Annotated in this window: 3 protein-coding genes; 2 read left to right on the forward strand and 1 reads right to left on the reverse strand. The window is 46.9% G+C overall.

Annotation, left to right across the window (positions count from 1 at the left end; all coding sequences use genetic code 11):
- Nucleotides 1-20,036: tandem-95 repeat protein (locus AB4623_RS02710; RefSeq protein ID WP_408063733.1), on the forward strand; the 20,036-nt coding region annotated here is incomplete at its 5' end.
- A 206-nt stretch (nt 20,037-20,242) separates the two neighbouring features.
- Nucleotides 20,243-20,596 (forward strand): hypothetical protein, encoded by a 354-nt coding sequence (locus AB4623_RS02715; RefSeq protein ID WP_017060510.1) that lies wholly within the window; start codon nt 20,243-20,245, stop codon nt 20,594-20,596.
- Nucleotides 20,597-20,783: 187 nt separating this feature from the next.
- Here the strand turns inward: AB4623_RS02715 and AB4623_RS02720 are convergent, their stop codons facing one another.
- A complete protein-coding gene (locus AB4623_RS02720; protein WP_017060509.1) occupies nt 20,784-21,680 on the reverse strand; it encodes an RNA polymerase sigma factor RpoD/SigA in 897 nt (298 codons plus the stop codon).
- Between the last annotated feature and the right edge of the window lie 304 nt (nt 21,681-21,984).

Raw genomic sequence — 21,984 nt, forward strand, 5'->3', positions numbered from 1 at the left:
AAGCATCAGCTGACCTAACGGTTAACCCAGTTAACGACCTGCCAGTCCCTCAAGATCAACAGTTCAGCGTTGAAGAAGACGGCACACTCATCTTCACTGATGCAGACCTGTTAACAGGCGCAACGGACATTGAAGGCGACAACCTAACGGTTGAAGGTGTGACCTACGATGGCGGTGACGGTATCCTTACTGATAACGGTAATGGTACTTACACCTTTGCGCCAAACGAGAACTTCAATGGTGACGTAAACTTCGGTTTTGATGTATCTGACGGTACCGATACGGTATCTGCAAACATCGATGTGAGTGTAACTGCCGTTGATGATGCACCTGTGTCAGGCGATTTAGCGTACTCAATCGATGAAGATGGTTCTATCCGTCTAAGCCAAGAGCAACTGTTATCACAAGCATCTGATGTTGAAGGCGATGACCTTACTGCTAGCGGCCTAACGGTTGGTGGTGATGCGACGGTTGTAGCTAACGATGATGGCAGTTTCACCATCACGCCAGATGAGAACTTCAATGGCGACATTGATATCAGCTTCGATATCTCAGATGGTACCAATACCGTTCAAGCATCAGCTGACCTAACCGTTAACCCAGTTAATGACCTGCCAGTACCTCAAGATCAACAGTTCAGCGTTGAAGAAGATGGCACGCTCATCTTCACCGATGCAGACCTGTTAACAGGTGCTACAGACATCGAAGGTGACAACCTTACAGTTGAAGGTGTGACCTACGATGGTGGCGACGGTATTCTTACTGAAAACGGTAATGGTACTTACACCTTTGCGCCAAACGAGAACTTCAATGGCGACGTAAACTTCGGTTTTGATGTATCAGACGGCACCGATACGGTCTCTGCCAACATCGACGTAAGCGTAACTGCCGTTGATGATGCGCCTGTATCGGGTGACCTAGCGTACTCAATCGATGAAGACGGTTCTATCCGTTTAAGCCAAGAGCAATTGCTATCACAAGCATCTGACGTAGAGGGCGATGACCTTACTGCTAGCGGCCTAACGGTTGGTGGAGATGCGACGGTTGTAGCTAATGATGACGGCAGCTTCACCATCACGCCAGATGAGAACTTCAATGGTGACATCGATATCAGCTTCGATATCTCTGATGGCACCAATACGGTTCAAGCTTCGGCTGACCTTACAGTTAATCCTGTAAATGATTTACCAGTCCCTCAAGACCAACAGTTCAGTATTGCAGAAGACGGTACTTTACAGTTCACAGACGCGGATCTGCTTACAGGCGCGACAGACGTTGAAGGTGATAACCTGACGGTTGAGGGCATCACTTATGAAGGCACTGATGGCGTACTGACTGACTTGGGTGAGGGATCATATAGCTTTGCTCCAAACGAAAACTTCAATGGTGATGTGAGCTTTAGCTTCGATGTGTCAGACGGTACCGATACCGTGTCTGCAAACATTGATGTTAGCGTGACTCCTGAGAACGATCCGCCTGTTGCGGGCTCAACGTCCTACACGGTGAATGAAGATAATTCGATTACCATTTCTGATGCACAACTATTGGCAACATCTTCAGATATTGAAGGTGATGTATCGATAGACAGCGTGACTTACTCTGGTAGCGACGGTGTCCTCGAAATCAATGGTAACGGCACTTACACCTTCTCGCCAAATGAGAACTTCAGCGGTGAAATTGCACTGGATGTGGTTGTTGCTGATGAAGATGGTGCGACCGACTCAACGACCGCGGGCATCAATGTTCTTGAAGTGAACGATCCGCCGGTTGCTGGCCCTACGTCTTACACCATTGATGAAGACTCAGTACTTACCTTCAGTGAGTCTCAAGTGTTGCTTAACGCCTCAGATGTAGAAGGGGATGTTGATCTTGTTGGTATTAGCTACGATGGCCCTGAGGGTATCTTCTCAGTAAATGGTGACGGTACTTGCAGCTTCGCTCCAAATGAGAACTTTAATGGCCAAGTTCAGCTTGATGTTACCATTCGTGATGAAGTTGGTGCAGAAGTGGAAACCGTCATCAATGTTGACGTATTACCAATCAATGATGCGCCAGTGTCTGGTGATTTGGCTTACAACGTTAACGAAGATGGTTCAATCACACTGAGCCAAGATCAGCTGTTGTCTCAAGCGTCCGATGTAGAAGGCGAAGATCTAACCGCAAGTGACTTAACAGTTGGTGGTGATGCGACGGTTGTAGCTAACGATGACGGCAGTTTCACGATTACGCCAGATGAAAACTTCAACGGTGACATTGATATTCAATTCAACATCACTGACGGTACTGACACGGTTCAAGCAACCGCCGATCTTACTGTTAACCCAGTTAATGACTTGCCGGTTCCTCAAGACCAACAATTCAGTATCGCAGAAGACGGTACGCTTCAATTTACAGACTCCGACTTACTTACCGGTGCCACCGATATTGATGGCGACGACTTAACCGTTGAAGGTATTAGCTATACAGGTGGTGATGGCGTACTGACCGACCACGGTGATGGTACTTATACCTTTGCGCCAAATGAAAACTTCAATGGCGATGTGAACTTCAGTTTCGATGTGTCTGATGGCACAGAAACCGTTAGCGCTAACATTGATGTGAGTGTGACTCCTGAGAACGATCCGCCAGTTGCGGGTTCAACCTCATACATGGTCAATGAAGACAATGCCATCACAATTTCTGATGAACAGTTGCTAGCTAACTCTTCGGATATTGAAGGTGCGGTGTCGGTTGATACTGTGACTTACAGTGGCACTGATGGTGTGTTCCAAGATAACGGCGATGGCAGCTATACCTTCCTTCCTAATGAAAACTTCAGCGGTGATATCAGCCTTGATGTGATTGTTGCAGATGAAGAAGGTGCAATTGATGAAACCACAGCAGGTATTACCGTTCTTGAAGTGAACGATCCACCAGTTGCGGGTCCAACGTCATACACCATTGACGAAGATTCGGTTCTGACGTTCAGTGAATCTCAGATTCTTGTGAATGCTTCGGATATCGAAGGCGATGTAGAACTTGTTGGCATTAACTACGATGGCTCTGACGGTATCTTCACTGTAAATGGTGATGGTACATGCAGCTTTGCACCCAACGAAAACTTCAATGGTCAGGTTCAACTGGGTGTGACCATTCAAGATGAAGATGGCGCAACGGTTGAAACACACATTAACGTTGATGTATTGCCAATCAATGATGCGCCAGTATCGGGCGATTTGGCTTACACCATCAATGAAGATAGCTCCATCACGCTAAGCCAAGAGCAATTGCTAGCAAGAGCAGGTGATATCGATAGCGATAACTTAGAAGCTATCAATCTATCTACTGATGAAAATGCGACCATCCAACACAATGATGATGGCAGCTACACCATCACACCGAACGCAGATTACAACGGTGACCTAGATCTGAACTTCGATATCATCGATAACGATGGTGGTTCAGTTCAAGTTGGCCTAGACATTACCGTGAATCCGGTTAATGACTTGCCACAAGCGCAAGATCAACAGTTCACGATTGAAGAAGACGGTACGTTACTCTTCACCGATGCTGACCTGCTTGTAGGCGCGTCGGATGTTGATGGTGACGAGCTGTCGATTGAAAACGTGCTCTACACTGGTGCAGATGGTGTTCTTAGCGATAATGGCGACGGCACATATAGCTTTGCTCCAAACGAGAACTTCAATGGTGATGTTCAATTCTCATTCGATGTCTCTGACGGTACTGATTCAACATCAGCTGTTATTGATGTCAGCGTAACGCCTGAGAATGACCCACCAGTAGCGGGCTCAACATCGTACACAGTTCAAGAAGATGGCCAAATCACGATCAGTGATGAGCAATTATTGGCAAACTCTTCCGATGTAGAAGGTGATGTTTCACTGTCTGGAGTATCGTACTCCGGTGATGACGGCTCTTTTGTTGATAATGGCAATGGTACTTACACCTTTACGCCAAATGAAAACTTCGATGGTGATATTTCACTAGACGTTGTTGTCGTTGACGAAGACGGTGCAACCGCAACCACAACCGCTGGCATCGATGTTATCGCTGTGAATGACGGACCTGAAACTTCGGGCATTCAGGCTGAAGTCGATGAAGATAATTCAATCACCATTACTCAAGAGCAGTTACTCGCTAATGCGACCGATGTTGAAGGTGATGAGTTAACGGCATCTAACCTACAAACCAACGATCCAGATGCGACAATTGTTACTAATGACGATGGTTCATTCACTATTACGCACACAGAAAACTTCAATGGCGAGTTGGACTTCACATACAGCATCAGTGATGGTGAGAATGAAGTTCTGACGACACTCGACTTGACGGCTAACCCTGTCAACGATGCGCCAGAAGCGGGTGATGAAATCTTCATCCAAGCGCAAGAAGACCAAACAGTTGGTGTGACACTTCGTGAAGAACCAGCACTACGTTTAGACCAAGCGCCAGAAAACGGCATCATTGAAGCAAATGTGAATGACGAATGGGTGGTACTGGAAGTAGGACAAGAAGTTCCTGCAGATACCGAAGTGCGCTTTGTTCCAAGTGAAGATGCTCTTGCTGAAGGTACACACACCACACAAATCGGTACGTTTGACGATAACGCGAGTGTGGATGATTGGGGTACAGAAGTTGACCCTTATACGCGTGAGTTCTCAGATGGTGACTTAACGGTAACTGTTCAAAGTAACGATGACCCTCTTGGTACCTGGAATGGCAACACCCACATTGGTCATGGTATCGGTGATACTGACCGCCAAGGCTTAAGTGGTGATGAGAAACTGACGGTTTCAGTTGAAGGTCAAGACATCAATGAAATCAGTTTCCACCTAGATGGTTTGGGTGGCTGGTTCATGGAAGAGTCTCGTCACTTTACAGAAGTAGAAATCAAAGCGTTCAATGAGGATGGCGACCTAATTGACTCGATGACTTACCACAAAGAAGACCGTGGTACTTTCGAGACAGATTACACGCTAACGGTTGATCAACCAGTGTCCTACTTTGAGCTTGGTACCGTGCAAGGTAATGGTACTTACGTCGTTCAAAACATGACAGTGTCACAAACTTGTCATGATGAAGCGGTGTTTACATCGATTGGTGTAGATGGTTCAGAGATTACTGAAACGGTTGAGTTGAATATCCATGCGGGTGACAACGAAATCGAGTTAACGGCTGATCTTCCGAATATTACTGTCGATACCGATGGTTCTGCCCAGTTTGCTTCGGTTGTGATTACCGAAGAGCAACTACTGGCGCAAGCATCTGATATTGATGGCGACGACCTTGATATTGAAAATCTAGAGCTAGTGGGTGAAAACTCAGAGCATGCAACACTCACCGATAATGGTGATGGCACTTGGACGGTAACACCGGATGAAAACTTCCATGGTGAAATCGAACTTGGTTACCAAGTTACCGATGGTGAGCTGACAGACAGCAATATCATCAATATCAATTTCGAATCAGTAAATGATGCGCCAATCGTTTCTGGCCCGATTGTTCTATCGACAGATGAAGATGAAGGTATCACGTTCAGTGCAGATGACTTGCTAGCGAACACCACAGATGTGGAAGGCGATACGCTGTCTATTTCTGACATCACTTACGGTGGTGATAACGGTGAGCTAGTTGATAACGGCGATGGTACGTTTACCTTCATGCCGAATGAAAACTTCAATGGTGAAATCGACATCGACTACAAGGTGTTTGATGGAACTGATGAAGTTGCAACGCATCTAGACCTAACGGTCGTACCAGTCAATGATGTGCCGGTTCCGGGTGAACCATTGCACACCCAAATGCTTGAAAACGGCTCCATGATCATCGAAGCGAAAGACCTATTGTCTGGTGCTACCGATGTTGATGGCGACATTCTTCATGTCGAAAACCTATTACTTGCAGACCAAACGCAAGGTACGTTAACGGATAACGGTGATAATACCTTTACCTTCGAACCTGCAGAAGACTTCTACGGTGAAGTGAATCTGACTTTCGATATCAGTGATGGCCAAGCAAGCGCACCAAGTACAGCAAGAGTTGACGTTGAAATTGTCAATGAAGGCCCAGAGGTTGGTGGTCCAATTGAAGCCGCTGTTGATGAAGATGGTTCAATCACTATCACTCAAGAGGATCTGTTAGCGAATGCGACGGATGTCGATGGCGACAACCTTGAAGCCGTTAACTTAGCGACCAACGATCCAAATGCGGTTGTTGTAGAAAACCCAGACGGTAGCTTCACTATTACACCAAGTGCAGATTTCTTTGGTGAGATTGAGTTTACTTATGATGTCACTGACGCGATCGAAACTGTTGCGGCTGACCTCAACCTAACCGTAAACCCTATCAACGATGCTCCAGACGTGCCTGACATGTCTTTCACTACGGAAGACGGTCAAGCGATTACCATTACCGAAGCTGAACTATTAGCACAAGCGACAGACATTGAAGGCGACGAACTGTCAGTTGTGAATGTGACGAGTGCAAGCGACACGGTAGAAGTCACAGACAATGGCGATGGAACATACACATTAACACCAGAGCAGGGCTTCTTCGGTAACGTTGACTTAGCGTTTGATGTGAGCGATGGCACTGATGTGGTTGCCGCAAACATCGACCTAAAAGTTGAGTTCGTCAACGATGCGCCAGAAGCGACGCCAATGGTGGCAGATGTCGACGAAGATGGTTCAATCCTCGTTACACAAGAAATGTTGTTGGAGAACGCGAGCGACCAAGATGGCGATGAGTTGTTTGCAAGCGCGCTTGAAACTAACGATCCAAATGCCAGCATTGTAGACAATGGTGATGGCACGTACACAGTGACACCTTCAGAGAACTTCAATGGCGATATTGCATTCACTTATGAGGTGAGCGACGGTGAGCTGAGCACGTCTAATGATATGACATTGACCGTTAATCCGGTGAATGACATTCCAATTGTTGCTCCAGGAATGTACCACATCGAAGAGGATGGCAGCATCCTGTTCACTCAAGAAGATCTATTGAGTGCTGCAATTGATATTGATGGCGACGACCTAAGCGTTACCAGCATCAATTACTCTGGTGATGAAGGCACAGTAACCGACAACGGCGATGGCACGTTCAGCTTCGTTCCTGAAGAGCACTTCAGTGGTGATCTGCAGTTCAGCTTTACTGTGACAGACGGTACGGATGAAGTTGAACAAGACATTAATGTTCACATTGAAGCAGTTGCTGATGCGCCTGACTTAGTTATCACGGATGGTGATGGTGTTAACGTCGACGACCAGGCGATTTTGGTTGAGCCAGGCGGTATTGTTGAACTGAACATTGCTGCGGCACTTGTCGACCAAGACTTGTCTGAAACACTCACTGTTACAGTAGATGGTGTGCCAGAAGGTTCGGTTATTCAATACGATAACGAAGGCGTTCTGAATGACCAAGAGAACGGTATCACCAGTTACAACGACACTGAAATCACAGTAACGTTTGAAGGTGAGACGGCTGGCTACCAAAACGCTGCGGGTTACTACAAAGTAGACGAAGACGGCAACATCACAGGTGTTGAAGTTGTTTACGAAAACGCATCACAAGTTGGTGGTGGCGGCGACCTTGTTCCAGGGCAAGATCAATTCAGCTTCCAAGTCGAGGAAGGTGAGAGCTTTAACCTGTTCTTAATTCCAAACGGACATCAGCACAACGACTTTGATGCGATGCAAGACGGTCAGTACGAGTTCCGTGCTGAGGATGGTTCGCCTGCGAACATGGATACGGTTGATCCTCAACTTGTCTTTGTGGCTGCTGATGGAACCGAGACAGTGATTCAAGGCCAGAATGGTGACGCGATCTTCCATGGTGGTTCAAGCTCTCAGCTAAACCAAGATGGTATCGAACATACTCGTACTACGGTTAATGAAGACGGCGAGCTGGTTTACGGATTTGAAGATTTGTATGGCGGCGGAGATGCTGACTATTCTGACTTCAACTTCACAATCGATGTCGGTGAAGTGAACAGCCAAATCTACAGCGGTGAAGTAACGGTTGGCCCTGATGGTACGGTGAACTTACCAACAACGGCTATCGAAAATGCGTTACAAATCCAGTTACCAGAAGACTTCAATGAGCAGCTTGAAGTTCATGTAACCGCAACTGCGACAGAGTTATCGAATGATGATTCTGAAACGGTATCTCAAACCATCTACATTAACGCGACAGGCGCGCACATTGAGCACGCACCTGAAGCACTTCCGGTTTCTGCAACGGTTGAAGAAGATGGTTCAATCATCATTACGCAAGAAGACTTATTGGCTAATGCGCGTGATTTAGATGGCGATCAGTTGACGGCTCTGAATTTAGCAACCGATGATGAGAGCGTTACGATTACCGATAACGGTGATGGTACGTACACATTAACGCCAGATGCTGATTTCAATGGCGATGTGAGCTTTACGTTTGATGTGTCTGATGGTGATGATGTTGTCTCTACCAACCTTGAGTTAACAGTTTCACCAGTAAATGACGGTCCAGAAGCACAAGACCACGCATTCACAGTCGGCGAAGATGGCGTGTTAACGTTCAATGACCAAGACCTATTAACAGGTGCAACGGACATTGAAGGGGACGACCTAAGTGTTGAAGGTGTAACTTACACTGGCGCAGATGGTGTCCTAACCGATAATGGCGATGGCACCTACAGTTTCGCGCCGAATGAAAACTTCAATGGCGATGTGAACTTCTCGTTCAATGTATCAGATGGAACCGATACGGTAACCGCTAACATTGATGTGAGCGTGACGCCAGAGAATGATCCTCCGGTTGCGGGTAGCACGTCTTACACGGTTCATGAAGACAACTCTATTACGATCAGTAACGAACAATTGCTAGCGAACTCTTCGGATATCGAAGGCGAAGTCGCAATTGATAACGTGACTTACAGTGGTAGCGACGGTGTTCTGGAAATCAACGGTGACGGCACATATACCTTCTCTCCAAACGAGAACTTCAATGGCGAAGTTAGCCTAGATGTTGTCGTGACGGATGAAGATGGCGCGACTGAAGCAACAACGGCGGGTATTACAGTCCTTGAGGTGAACGATCCGCCAGTTGCTGGCCCAACGTCATACACCATCGATGAAGATTCAGTACTGACTTTCAATGAGTCTCAAGTTCTGTTGAACGCTTCTGATATTGAAGGTGATGTTGAGCTTGTTGAGATCAACTACGACGGTCCAGACGGTATCTTCTCTATCAATGGTGACGGTACATGTAGCTTCGCTCCGAATGAAAACTTCAACGGCCAAGTGCAGTTGGATGTGACCATTCAAGATGAAGACGGCGCTCAAGTTGATACGTTTATTACGGTTGATGTATTACCAATCAACGACGTACCAGTATCAGGCGACCTTGCATACAGTGTTGAGGAAGACGGTTCGATTACCTTGAGCCAAGAGCAACTTCTTTCGCAAGCGAGTGATGTAGATGGCGACGACCTTACTGCTTCTAACTTGATTGTTGATGGAGACGCGACGGTTGTTGCTAACGATGACGGCAGCTTTACCGTTACGCCAGATGCGAACTTCAATGGTGACATTGACCTAACGTTCGACATTAGCGATGGTACAGATACGCTGGTTGCGACGGCTGACCTAACCGTTAACCCAGTCAATGACCTTCCACAACCACAAGATCAAACGTTCAGCATCGGCGAAGACGGCATCTTGAACTTCACTGATGAAGACTTGCTGACAGGTGCGACTGACATTGATGGGGATGACCTGTCGGTTGAAGGCGTTACTTACACAGGTGCGGATGGTGTTCTTACTGATAATGGCGATGGAAGCTACAGCTTTGCGCCAAACGAGAACTTCAATGGTGATGTGAACTTCAGTTTTGATGTGTCAGATGGCACGGATACAGTTCAAGCCAACATTGATGTCAGCGTGACACCAGAGAACGATCCACCAATCGCGGGTAGCACGTCTTACACCGTTCATGAAGACAACTCAATTACCATCAGTGACGAACAGTTACTTGCTAACTCTTCTGACATTGAAGGTGATGTGGCAGTCGATAGCGTGACTTACACTGGCGCTGACGGTGTCTTTGAAGACAACGGTGACGGTACTTACACCTTCTCACCAAACGAAAACTTCAACGGCGAAGTTAGCCTTGATGTTGTCGTAACTGATGAAGAGGGCGTAACTGAAGCGACCACCGCGGGTATTACTGTACTTGAGGTGAACGATCCACCAATCGCAGGCTCAACCAGCTACTCAGTCAACGAGGACGAAGTTATCACCATCAGTTCAGAGCAACTGTTGGCAAACGCTTCTGATATCGAAGGTGAAGTGGCGATTGATAGCGTTAACTACACAGGTTCAGACGGTATCTTTACCGACAATGGTGACGGAACATTCAGCTTCGCACCTAACGCTAACTTCGATGGCGACGTAAGCCTTGATGTTGTCGTTACTGATGAAGAAGGCGCAACCGTAGCGACCAACGCAAGCATTGATGTTCTGCCTGTTAACGATGCTCCGGTATCGGGCGACTTGGCGTACAGCGTGGACGAAGATGGCTCAATTACCTTGAGCCAAGAGCAATTACTTGCTCAAGCGAGTGATGTTGATGGCGATGACTTAACAGCGGCTAACCTAACAGTTGGTGGTGATGCGACAGTTACAGCAAACGATGATGGTAGTTTCACTATCACGCCAGATGCTAACTTCAATGGCGACATTGATTTGAACTTCGACATTACCGATGGCGATGCGACGCTTCAAGCAACGGCTGACCTAACGGTTAACCCAGTTAATGACCTGCCAACAGTCGGTGAGCCACAATTTGTGACTCAAGAAGACACCAGCTTTACCTTCACAGAAGAACAACTGCTGCAAAATGCGGGCGACATTGATGGTGATAACCTATCGGTTGAAAATGTGGCTTCAGATAGCGGTACTTTGGTTGATAACGGCGACGGCACTTACACATTCGCACCGAATGAAAACTTCGACGGCAATGTGAATGTGACGTTCGACGTGAATGACGGTACCGCGACAGTACCAGCAGAAGCGACGATTGATGTTCAATCTGTGGTTGATATGCCAGAGCTGTCGATTGCTTCTGACCTAGTGATTGCTTCAGACAACTTCGAGTCTGGCTCAAACGGTTGGAATACAGGCACAGAAAGCTCTCAAGGCTTCGAGTCGGGTGACATGCTAGGTCGTATTGGTGGAACGGGCGGTGATGAAGCCGTCAGCAAAACTTACGACATTCCAAGTGATGTGAGCGAAGTTAATATCTCGTTCAACTTCTACGAAATTGATTCTTGGGATGGTGAGTCGTTCCAAATCTTTGTCGGCGGCGAAGAGCTAACGACATTAGATAATTCTGCGTTCCGTACTCAAGATGGCACAACAACGCTTTACGATTCAGAAGGAAATGAAGTCGGCGAAGTGGTTCACGGCGTATCGCAAGGTGAGGGCTTCAGTGGTTGGAATGACCAAGCACATCAAATCAACCTAACGGTACCAGTAGAAGACGGCCAACTTGAACTTGGCTTCGGTTCAACCCTGAATCAAAGCGTCGATGACGAGGCGTTTGGTATCGACAACATCGAAATCACAGTGTCTGACGCGGATTACCAAATCATTGGTACTGAAGACACACCTGTACCACTTGATATTGATGCAGCTCTAACAGATACCGATGGCTCAGAAAACCTTGCTATCTTGATTGAAGACGTGCCAGAAGGCAGCTCGCTTTCTGCAGGTACCGATAACGGTGATGGCACTTGGTCATTGCAACCAGGCGAGCTAGAAGGGCTAGAGTTTATCCCTTCAGGTGACTTCAATGGTGATGTGGTTCTAACTGTGAATGCAACATCAACAGATGTTGATACCGGTACAACCGCAACAGCTACGCAAGACGTGACGATTCACATCTCACCTGCGAACGATGCTCCAGAAGTTGACGGTGATATTAGTGCCGTTACAGCCGAAGATAACAGCATCACGCTAACTCAAGAGCAGTTGCTAGAGCACGCTGTCGACATTGATGGTGATGACCTATCAGCAATCAACCTAACCACCAATGATGAAAATGCGACCGTTCAAATGAACGACGATGGCAGCTTCACCATTACACCGAGTGAAAACTTCAACGGTAATATCGAATTTAGTTACGATGTAACCGATGGGGAAGACATGGTCGCGGCTGGCCTAGACTTGACGGTAACACCTGTCAATGATGCGCCAGAGCCACAAGACCAAGCATTCACTATTGGTGAAGATGGGGTTCTTAACTTCTCTGACGCTGACCTGTTAACGGGTGCAACGGATGTTGAAGGTGATGACCTAACAGTCGAAGGTGTGACATACACGGGTGCTGATGGCGTTCTTACTGATAATGGCGACGGAAGCTACAGCTTTGCGCCAAACGAGAACTTCAATGGTGATGTGAACTTCAGCTTTGATGTGTTAGATGGCACTGATACGGTTCAAGCGAACATCGATGTGAGCGTGACGCCTGAGAACGATCCACCAGTGGCGGGCAGCACGTCTTACACCGTACATGAAGACAACTCAATCACGGTCAGTAACGAACAACTATTAGCCAACTCTTCAGATATTGAAGGTGAGGTTGCGATTGATAGCGTGTCTTACACTGGCAGTGACGGTGTGTTCGAAGACAACGGTGACGGCACTTATACTTTCTCGCCAAACGAGAACTTCAATGGTGATGTGAGCTTAGCGGTTATTGTTACCGATGAAGAAGGGGCAACAGAAGCGACCACAGCGGGAATCACTGTACTTGAGGTGAACGATCCGCCAATCGCAGGCTCAACCAGCTACTCAGTCAACGAAGATGAAGTTATCACCATCAGTGCAGAGCAACTGTTGGCGAACTCTTCTGATATTGAAGGTGAAGTGGCGATTGATAGTGTTACTTACACAGGCGCTGACGGTATCTTTACTGACAACGGCAACGGCACATTCAGCTTTGCACCGAACGCAAACTTCGATGGCGATGTTAGCCTCGATGTAGTGGTGACAGATGAAGACGGTGCGACAGTAGCCACCAGCGCAAGTATTGATGTTCTTCCAATTAATGATCCACCAGTATCGGGTGACTTGGCATACAGCATTGATGAAGATGGTTCGATTACTCTGACTCAAGAGCAGTTGCTGTCTCAAGCATCTGATGTGGATGGCGATGATCTGACCGCAAGCAACTTAAGCGCAGGCGATAATGCAACCGTTGTTGATAATGGCGATGGCACCTTTACGGTAACGCCAGATGCGAACTTCAATGGCGATATCGACCTAAGCTTTGATATTTCGGACGGCACCGAGTCGATTGTGGCGAACGCCGATCTGACGGTAAACCCAGTCAACGACTTGCCAACGACATCTGATGTTTATGCGAACGTTGATGAAGATAATGTCATCACTATCACGCAGGAGCAGTTACTTGCGAATGCCGCTGATATTGAGGGCGATGACCTTGTCGCTTCCGACTTAACCTTAGTGGGCGACGATGCAACGATTGTCGACAATGGCGATGGCACGTTCTCAATCACTCCAAGCGAAAACTTCAATGGCTACATCGATGTTGCCTACAGCATCAGCGATGGCGACACACCAATTGCCGCTAACTTAGGCTTAACCGTTGACCCAGTTAACGACGCGCCAATTGTTTCTGCTGATGTGGCGATAACCATTGAAGAAGACGGTTCATACACCATTACTCAAGAAGAGCTCCTACAATTCGCGACTGACATCGAAGACGATGACATGACCGCAACTATCGGAGAGCAGGGCGATGAAACAACCGTAACCGGTACAGTGTTGGATGCTGAAACTGGCAATCCAATCGCAGGTGCGGATGTTACGCTAACCGACAACGCAGGTCATTCTTACACAGCGGTGACCGATCAATCTGGTAACTACTCTGTGAGCGGTCCAGTTGTTGACCAAGGTACCGTTACGATTGAACAAGAAGGCTCAATTACTAGCAGCTTCCTAGTTCCAGCAGGCGAAGATACCAATGGTGGCGTGACTGCAATATCTGAAGTCCTTGAAGAAACAGATATGCGTATCGTGGTCACATGGGGTGACAGTCCACGTGATATGGACAACCACCTATGGCTCTACGATACAGAGAATGGCAGTGAGCTAGACCATATTTACTATCGCGACATGAGCCATGATTTGGGTGAAGGTAATGTCGTTCAGCAAGATGTAGATGACACGAATGGCGGTGGTCCTGAAACCATCACTATTCCAAATTATCAAGATGCTGACATGCACTATTCAGTACACAACTACACCAGCAGAAGTTGGGATGTAGATGGTGTTGAAGATGTACAGGTTCAGGTATTTGTTGGCGATACATTGGTTGAAACCTTTAGCCCTGATTTATCTGAAAGCCCATCGGGTGACCACTGGCATGTATTTGATATCGTGAACGGCGTTATTGTTCCAAGCCAAGATGTAGGCAGCGAGAATGCGTTTGATTTACCAACGGCAGAAGAAGCGCTCGCGAATGAAAACGGCATTGATATCTCTGAATTGCTAACCGGCGAGGAAGGTGATGATTCTGGTGAAACGGGTGGTAACGAACCAAGTGTTGGAGATGTTTCCATTGAGAACGCTCTTATCACTGACAATGGTGATGGTACTTACACCATTACACCGGAAGAGAACTTCAATGGTGAATTCTCGATTAGCTACAACGTAGACGATGGCAACGGTGGGGTTACTCCAGCGGAACTAGACGTGACCGTAACAGCAGTTAACGACCTTTCTGTAATTTACGACCACGACTACACCATTAATGAAGATGGTTCGCTGACCTTTACCGATGAACAGCTATTGGCTGGTGCAACGGATATTGATGGCGATGACCTTTCTGTCGAGTCGGTTAACTACGAAGGTACAGACGGTGTGTTCACGGATAACGGCGACGGTACTTATACCTTTGCTCCAAACGAGAACTTCAATGGTAATGTCGACCTAACTTACGATGTGAGTGATGGTACAGATGTTGTATCGGCGAATATTGATGTTCAAGTGGTTCCAATCAACGACGTACCGGTAGCGGGTTCTACGACTTACAGTGTTGAAGAAGACGGCAGTATCACCCTAAGCGATGCACAACTTCTAGCGAATAGCTCGGATGTTGAAGGGGAAGTGTTTGTCAGCGATGTAAGCTACAGCGGCACTGATGGTGTATTCACTGATAATGGTGATGGTACTTACACCTTTGCTCCAAACGAAAACTTTAACGGTGACATCAGTCTTGATGTATCTGTTATGGATGAAGATGGCGCAACCGCTGAAACAACCGCAGGTATCGACGTCATTGCTGTTAATGACTTGCCGGTTGCAGGTTCAACGACCTACAGCGTTGACGAAGATAACGTGATTACCATCTCTGAAGCACAGCTTCTTGCGAACAGCTCAGACATTGAAGGTGATGTATCCGTTAGCGACGTTTCCTACTCAGGCGCAGACGGTATATTTACTGACAATGGTGATGGTACTTACAGCTTCGCACCAAATGAAAACTTCAACGGCAATGTCAGCCTAGATGTCACCGTTGCTGATGAAGAGGGTGCAACGGCTGAAACCACTGCGGGTATTGAAGTTATCGCGGTTAACGACGCGCCAGTGTCAGGTGACTTGGCTTACTCAGTGGATGAAGATGGTTCAATCACGCTAAGCCAAGAGCAACTGCTGGCTCAAGCATCGGATGTGGACGGCGATGATCTTACCGCGGCCAACCTAACCGCGGGTGATAGCGCTACCGTTACGGCAAACGATGATGGTTCATTTACTATTACACCGGATGCCGACTTTAATGGTGATATTGACCTAAGCTTCGACCTTTCTGATGGTACTGAAACGGTTGTGGCAACGGCCGACCTTACTGTGAATCCAGTGAATGACATCGCGGTTGTAGAAGATGTCGCTTACACCATTGAAGAAGATGGTTCACTTACCTTTACAGACGAGCAACTGCTAGCGGGTGCCTCTGATATTGATGGTGACGAACTTTCAGTTGCTGATGTGTCTTACACTGGCGCAGAAGGTGTGTTCACTGACAATGGCGATGGCACTTACACCTTTGCACCGAACGAGAACTTCAATGGTGACGTAAGTCTGGACTTCTCAGTATCTGATGGTACAGATACGGTTGACGCAAATATCGACGTAACGGTAACAGACGTTAACGATGCACCAGTCGCAGGCGCAACGTCTTACCAAATGAACGAAGATGGCACCATCACATTGAGCCCTGAGCAGTTGATTGCTAACAGCTCCGATGTGGACGGTGAAGTGTCGCTTGATAGCGTGAGCTACTCAGGTGCAGACGGTATATTGGTTCAAAATGAAGATGGTTCGGTAACGTTCGCACCAAACGAAAACTTTAACGGCGACATCAACCTTGATGTGACAGTTATTGATGACGACGGTGCAACGGCTCAGACTACTGCTGGTATTGAAGTCATTGCAGTTAACGACGCACCAGTGGCCGGAAACCTGGCTTACTCGGTTGATGAAGATGGTTCAATTACGCTATCTCAAGAGCAGTTGCTGGCTAACGCATCCGATGTTGATGGTGATGCACTGACCGCAAGCAACCTATCTGCAGGTGACAATGCGACTGTAACAGCGAACGAAGATGGTTCATTTACTATCATGCCGGATGCTGATTTCAACGGTGACATTGATTTGAGCTTCGATGTGTCAGATGGCCTTGAAACTGTTCAAGCTGGCGTCGACCTAACGGTTAACCCAGTCAATGACCTACCAACAGCAGAAGACCAAAACTTTACCGTTGAGGAAGATGGAACGCTAATCTTCACGGATGCAGACCTACTAGCAGGCGCTGCAGACATTGACGGCGATGACTTGTCTATCTCGGATGTGTCTTACACGGGTGCAGAGGGTGTGTTCACTGACAACGGTGACGGCACTTATAGCTTTGCTCCGAACGAGAACTTCAATGGCGATGTAAACCTTGGCTTCACAGTGACTGATGGCACTGAGACAGTCGATGCGAATATTGGTGTGACGGTAACGGATGTTAACGATGCGCCAGTAGCGGGTTCTACGTCTTACCAAATGAACGAAGATGGCACCATCACAATCAGCCCTGAGCAGTTAATTGCTAATAGCTCTGACGTTGATGGCGAAGTGTCGCTTGAAAGCGTGACTTACTCAGGCTCTGACGGCACCTTGATTCAAAACGATAATGGGTCTGTGACCTTCACGCCAAGCGAGAACTTTAATGGTGATATCAGCCTAGATGTGGTTGTGACCGATGATGACGGTGCAACTGCAACAACAACGGCTGGAATCGAAGTTCTGGCTGTGAACGATGGACCTGAATCTGAGGATGTGAAACTAACCACAGCCGAAGACAGCACCATTCTTATCACACAAGACATGTTGTTAGCTCAAGCTACCGACATCGATAACACCGCAGACGAGCTGTCGGCTTCTGGTCTACAAATCGACCCTAGCTTGGGTGAGTTGCTAGATAACGAAGATGGTACTTGGTCATTTACACCAAACGAAAACTTCAATGGCGATGTGCCAATGACGTTTAACGTTAGCGATGGCCAAGAGACAATTTCAGTCGACGGCAACATCGATGTCACGCCAGTGAATGATGCACCTGAAGCACCAATGATTGAGATGCAAGGCGAAGAAGATGTGGTCATGGTGATTGACCCTGCATACATCGCGGGTCAAGTGACAGACCTTGATGGCGACGAGATCAGCATTGAGAGCATCACAGTTCGAGCTCCAGCGAACGCGACCTTAACTCAGCAACCAGACGGCATGTATCACTTAGTGACTACTCAAGACTTCAATGGCTTAGTAGAACTCGGTTATCAAGCGACTGACGGTGAAGAAGTGGTTGATGGCTCGCTGAATGTGGATGTCATTCCGGTTAACGACGCACCATTCAACGTCGGCAACGCAATGATGACCACCAACGAAGATGGCGCGTTCACCTTCGATGCTGGCGACTTGATGAACTTGTTCGGTGACATTGATACCGCAGACCTTGTTGTTTCTCGCATTATCACCGCAGACGGTGAAGATGGCGGAGAAGTTACAGACAACGGTGATGGTACTTGGACATTCACACCAACAGGCGACTTTGCGGGTGTTTCTGACCTACAAGTTGTCGTGAGTGACGGTGAGTTCGAAACGGTTCTCGATGTTCCTGTGTACGTACGTCCTGTCGCAGATGGCGCGGTTATTTCAACTGACCATGACGGTCCATTAGTCTTCGGCGAAGATGAAACGGGTCACTTGGGACTGAACGTTGGCCTAGTCGATGATTCAGAAACACTAAGTAACTTGGTGATGACAGGTTTCCCTGTTGGATTCGAGGTAACAGATGGTGTGAATACCGTGATGATCACCGAGCCGGGTCAATACATCGACCTGTTCGACTGGGATATCTCAAACATTCAAATGACGCCTCCTGAAGACTTCCATGGTGAGTTCTTCGTAACGGTTAGCGCAACAACGGTTGATTACGGAGATGAGCCGGAAGCGTTTGAAGATGGCATCGATTCTGGTGATTTCGAAACCGTAGCGGGTGATTCCATCATCCTAACGGCGGACGACCTAATCGGTTTGGCTGAGAATGTGGATGCTGACAGTGATGATGAAGTGAAACTGGTTCATCTTGCCGACCGCAGCCAAGGTGAGATTGTCGATAATGGCGATGGCACTTGGACCTTCACACCAGCACCAGGCTTCACTGGCGAAGCAGATATAGCTTACGTGGTTGATAAAGATGGCGTGCTTCATGATGAGCAAACTGGCGTGGTCGTGAAAGAAGGCGACTCGCAAGAGAATGCAGCACCAGAAGTTAACAGCATCACAACGACGGAAATCGCAGCGGATGCAACCTTGTCGTTCACTGATGAAGACATGTTAGCGAATCTGAGCGATGCAGAAGGCGATAGCTTGAGCATTGAGTCAGTAAGCTTGATGGAAGGTCAGGGCGTAATTGAGAGCGATAACCAAGGTAACTATCAATTCACTCCTGCTGAAGACTACACCGGCGATGTTCAAGTTGGGTTTATCGCGACCGATGGCGAAAATCGCATCGAAAGCTTCTTCAATGTGGATATCCAAAGTGGCGATGAAACAGCGGCGAGCGAAGGTTATACCTTAGCTGATGATGGTTCACTAACTATCACGGATGCACAGCTGGTGGATGAGTTGGGCGTGAGTGATTCTGCACAGGTTGTTGATGTTGCAGACGCGAACGATGCTGGCTTCTTTGCTCAATCTGGTGAAGGTGAGTGGACTTACTGGCCGAACGAAGACTTCGATGGCAATTTAGCGATGAATGTTGAAGTTAACGACGGCGGTGAAGTATCAAGTCACAGCTTAAGCATCCAAGTTGAAGATGATTCAGTACAAAGTGATGAACCACAAGTACAAGCTGCTCAAGCAACAGAAGAGCAACAAGTAGATGTGGCTCAACAAGCTGATGACCAAGCTCAAGATGCTGAAGCTGAAGGCAGCACAGCAGATGTAACCGCGGCACCGGGCGATACCATCTCTATCTCGATTCCAGATGAGGTGAGTGGTAACGAATCGGTTGATTACGCTGATATGTCTGGCTTACCTGAGGGCGCTACTGTGAACAACGCACTGGATAACGGTGATGGTAGCTTCACAATCAGTGGCAACCTAGAGCAGCCTGTATCCGTTGAACTTCCAGAAGGTTATGAAGGTACTAGCGAGATCCAATTCCAAGGTTACGACGAATTGGGTAGTTCAATAGACGGTGCTAGCGGTTCTGTTGAGGTTGAGGTCGATGATCAATACACCATGCAAGGTTCTACTCAAGAGCAGCAACCAGACATGGCGGGTATGGAATCTGGAGGCAGCGACTGGACAAGTTCAGGTGGTCAAGATCAAGGTGTTGACTTCACGGATGACTCTGGAAGCTTTGATTCAGATTCTCAAACTGGAACCGATCAAGGCAACGACTTCGACCAAAGCTCGATTTAATCGAGAGGGCTTGGTTTTAGTCTGAACCGACATTTAGTCTAAACCGACAAGTAGATAGGGCAGCGTAAAGTTGCCCTCATTAAAGCCATGTAGAGTTATTGATACATGGCTTTTTTTTATTTATTTTTTTGTTTCGCTAAATAAACTTGAGAACAGGTAAATATGTCCTTAATTATTAGAAGGGTCCGTTAGACAGGAGGGACGACATGTATCGTTATGTTAGTTCACCGCAAGCGTCGAAGTACATAGTGCCACCGCCTCAACATCGAGAGTTGTCGAGTGTGGATGTGCCTGAGTCTGAATTAGAGATGCGAGAAATATTGAATAATTGGTTTGCTGATGGTTTAGCGCCCATTATTGAAAGTGACGATGACTACATCTCTGCGAGCGATCACGTTCGATTTGAAAAGCTTAGCCGCACCGTTGGGATGTTGTTGAGAAACAAAGATTATTATTTTGCGGCTAAACGGATTTTATCAGTGTGGGAACAAGATTGTCTTGAAACCACTTATATCAATTATCTCATTTTGCGCAGTGAGCGAGTCACTTCTTTAAGGTAAGTTAATGGTGTGGCATTTGTCATTTTTCATTAGGCATTAGGGATTAGCGACTTAGGGTTCGTGTGCTTACGATCTTTTTATTTTTCTAACGAATCAGCAAACAAAAAGGGCAAGCTTGGAGGCTCACCCTAAAGGTCTTTGTTTTGGCTTAACGTTATTTTCAACTAATTCTCAACTGGGTTACGACTTACACCCAACCATCAAATTTGAGTCGTTTTTGAATTCTTTCGACCGCTTCTTTCTGCATTTGTCTAACACGTTCATTAGAAACATTCACATCCAACATTTGTCCGACCTCAGACAGCGTTTTCACCTTGTTATCAAAGAAACCAAAACGGTGGATGAGCACCTTTTGTAATTTTGGAGGAAGTGTATAGATGATTTGTTCTAGAGCTTGGGTAAAGGATTGATCCTCACAATCTTGTTGAGGGTCTGGGATATATTCACTTTCGCATTGATCAAGCACCATAGGCGCATGGCTAGTTCCAACCGTTGTCGTCACGTCAATAAACCCGCTTAACGCCACCAGTTGATCGACGCGTTCGGCCTTTACACCTGAACTGTCTGATAGCTCAGAAATTGAAACCTCTTTACTCATTTTTTTGCTTGCATCGAGCTTTTTTGAGGCGAGGCTGTTTATTTCTTTACACACGTGGGCTGGCAATCGAACGGTTCGACCCGTGTTCATGAGTGCGGCTTCAATGTTTTCGCGGATCCACCAAACAGCATAGGTTGAAAAACGATAGCCTGGTTCTGGATCGTATTTGTCGATGGCCTTAATCAAGCCAATGTTGCCTTCCTCGATCAGGTCGAGCAGGGTGAAATTATTGCCTTTACGTTTTAGGTAACTCTTTGCGATTTTCACAACAAGGCGCAGGTTTGATTCGATCATGACATCACGCGCTTTTTTATCACCCGCGCGATTCAATTTTGCGTAATACACCTCATCTTCACGCGACAGCAGATCAATGCCAACAATATCTTTCAGATAATGAGCATAAGGGTCTGCACTGGTAGAAAATGATTCGGTAATGGGTGTTTCATCCGTGAGCCCCTGAAACGCAGCAAAACTATCGTTGTTCATTTCCTTGTCCTTATCTAGCCGACTGAACGTTTTAGTTTTTTTATTATGCCACCAAGTGATTAACGCTTGGTTTCATTAGAGTGTAGATAACAATTTCTTCTTTACCAATAAATAAAATGCAATTTCGTATGTTTATGTCACAAAAAGATCTACAAATATTTAACTATTTTGCATCTCATCAAGTGTGTTGGTTTTTCGTTTAAAACATTAAGACGGATAGTTTATAAAGCATGTGTTATACATCGGTTTATCTAGATAAATGACGTGAATTTATAGGTGTGGGTTAGAACTATAATTGAGAGGA

The organism is Vibrio sp. 10N.222.52.C12 (assembly GCF_041474215.1).
GTDB classification, from domain to species: Bacteria; Pseudomonadota; Gammaproteobacteria; order Enterobacterales; family Vibrionaceae; genus Vibrio; species Vibrio crassostreae_C.

Bases quoted from the DNA above. Each gene is read 5' to 3' on its own strand.
- AB4623_RS02715 (WP_017060510.1), top strand. From the start codon at position 20,243: ATGTATCGTTATGTTAGTTCACCGCAAGCGTCGAAGTACATAGTGCCA.
- AB4623_RS02720 (WP_017060509.1), bottom strand. From the start codon at position 21,680: ATGAACAACGATAGTTTTGCTGCGTTTCAGGGGCTCACGGATGAAACA.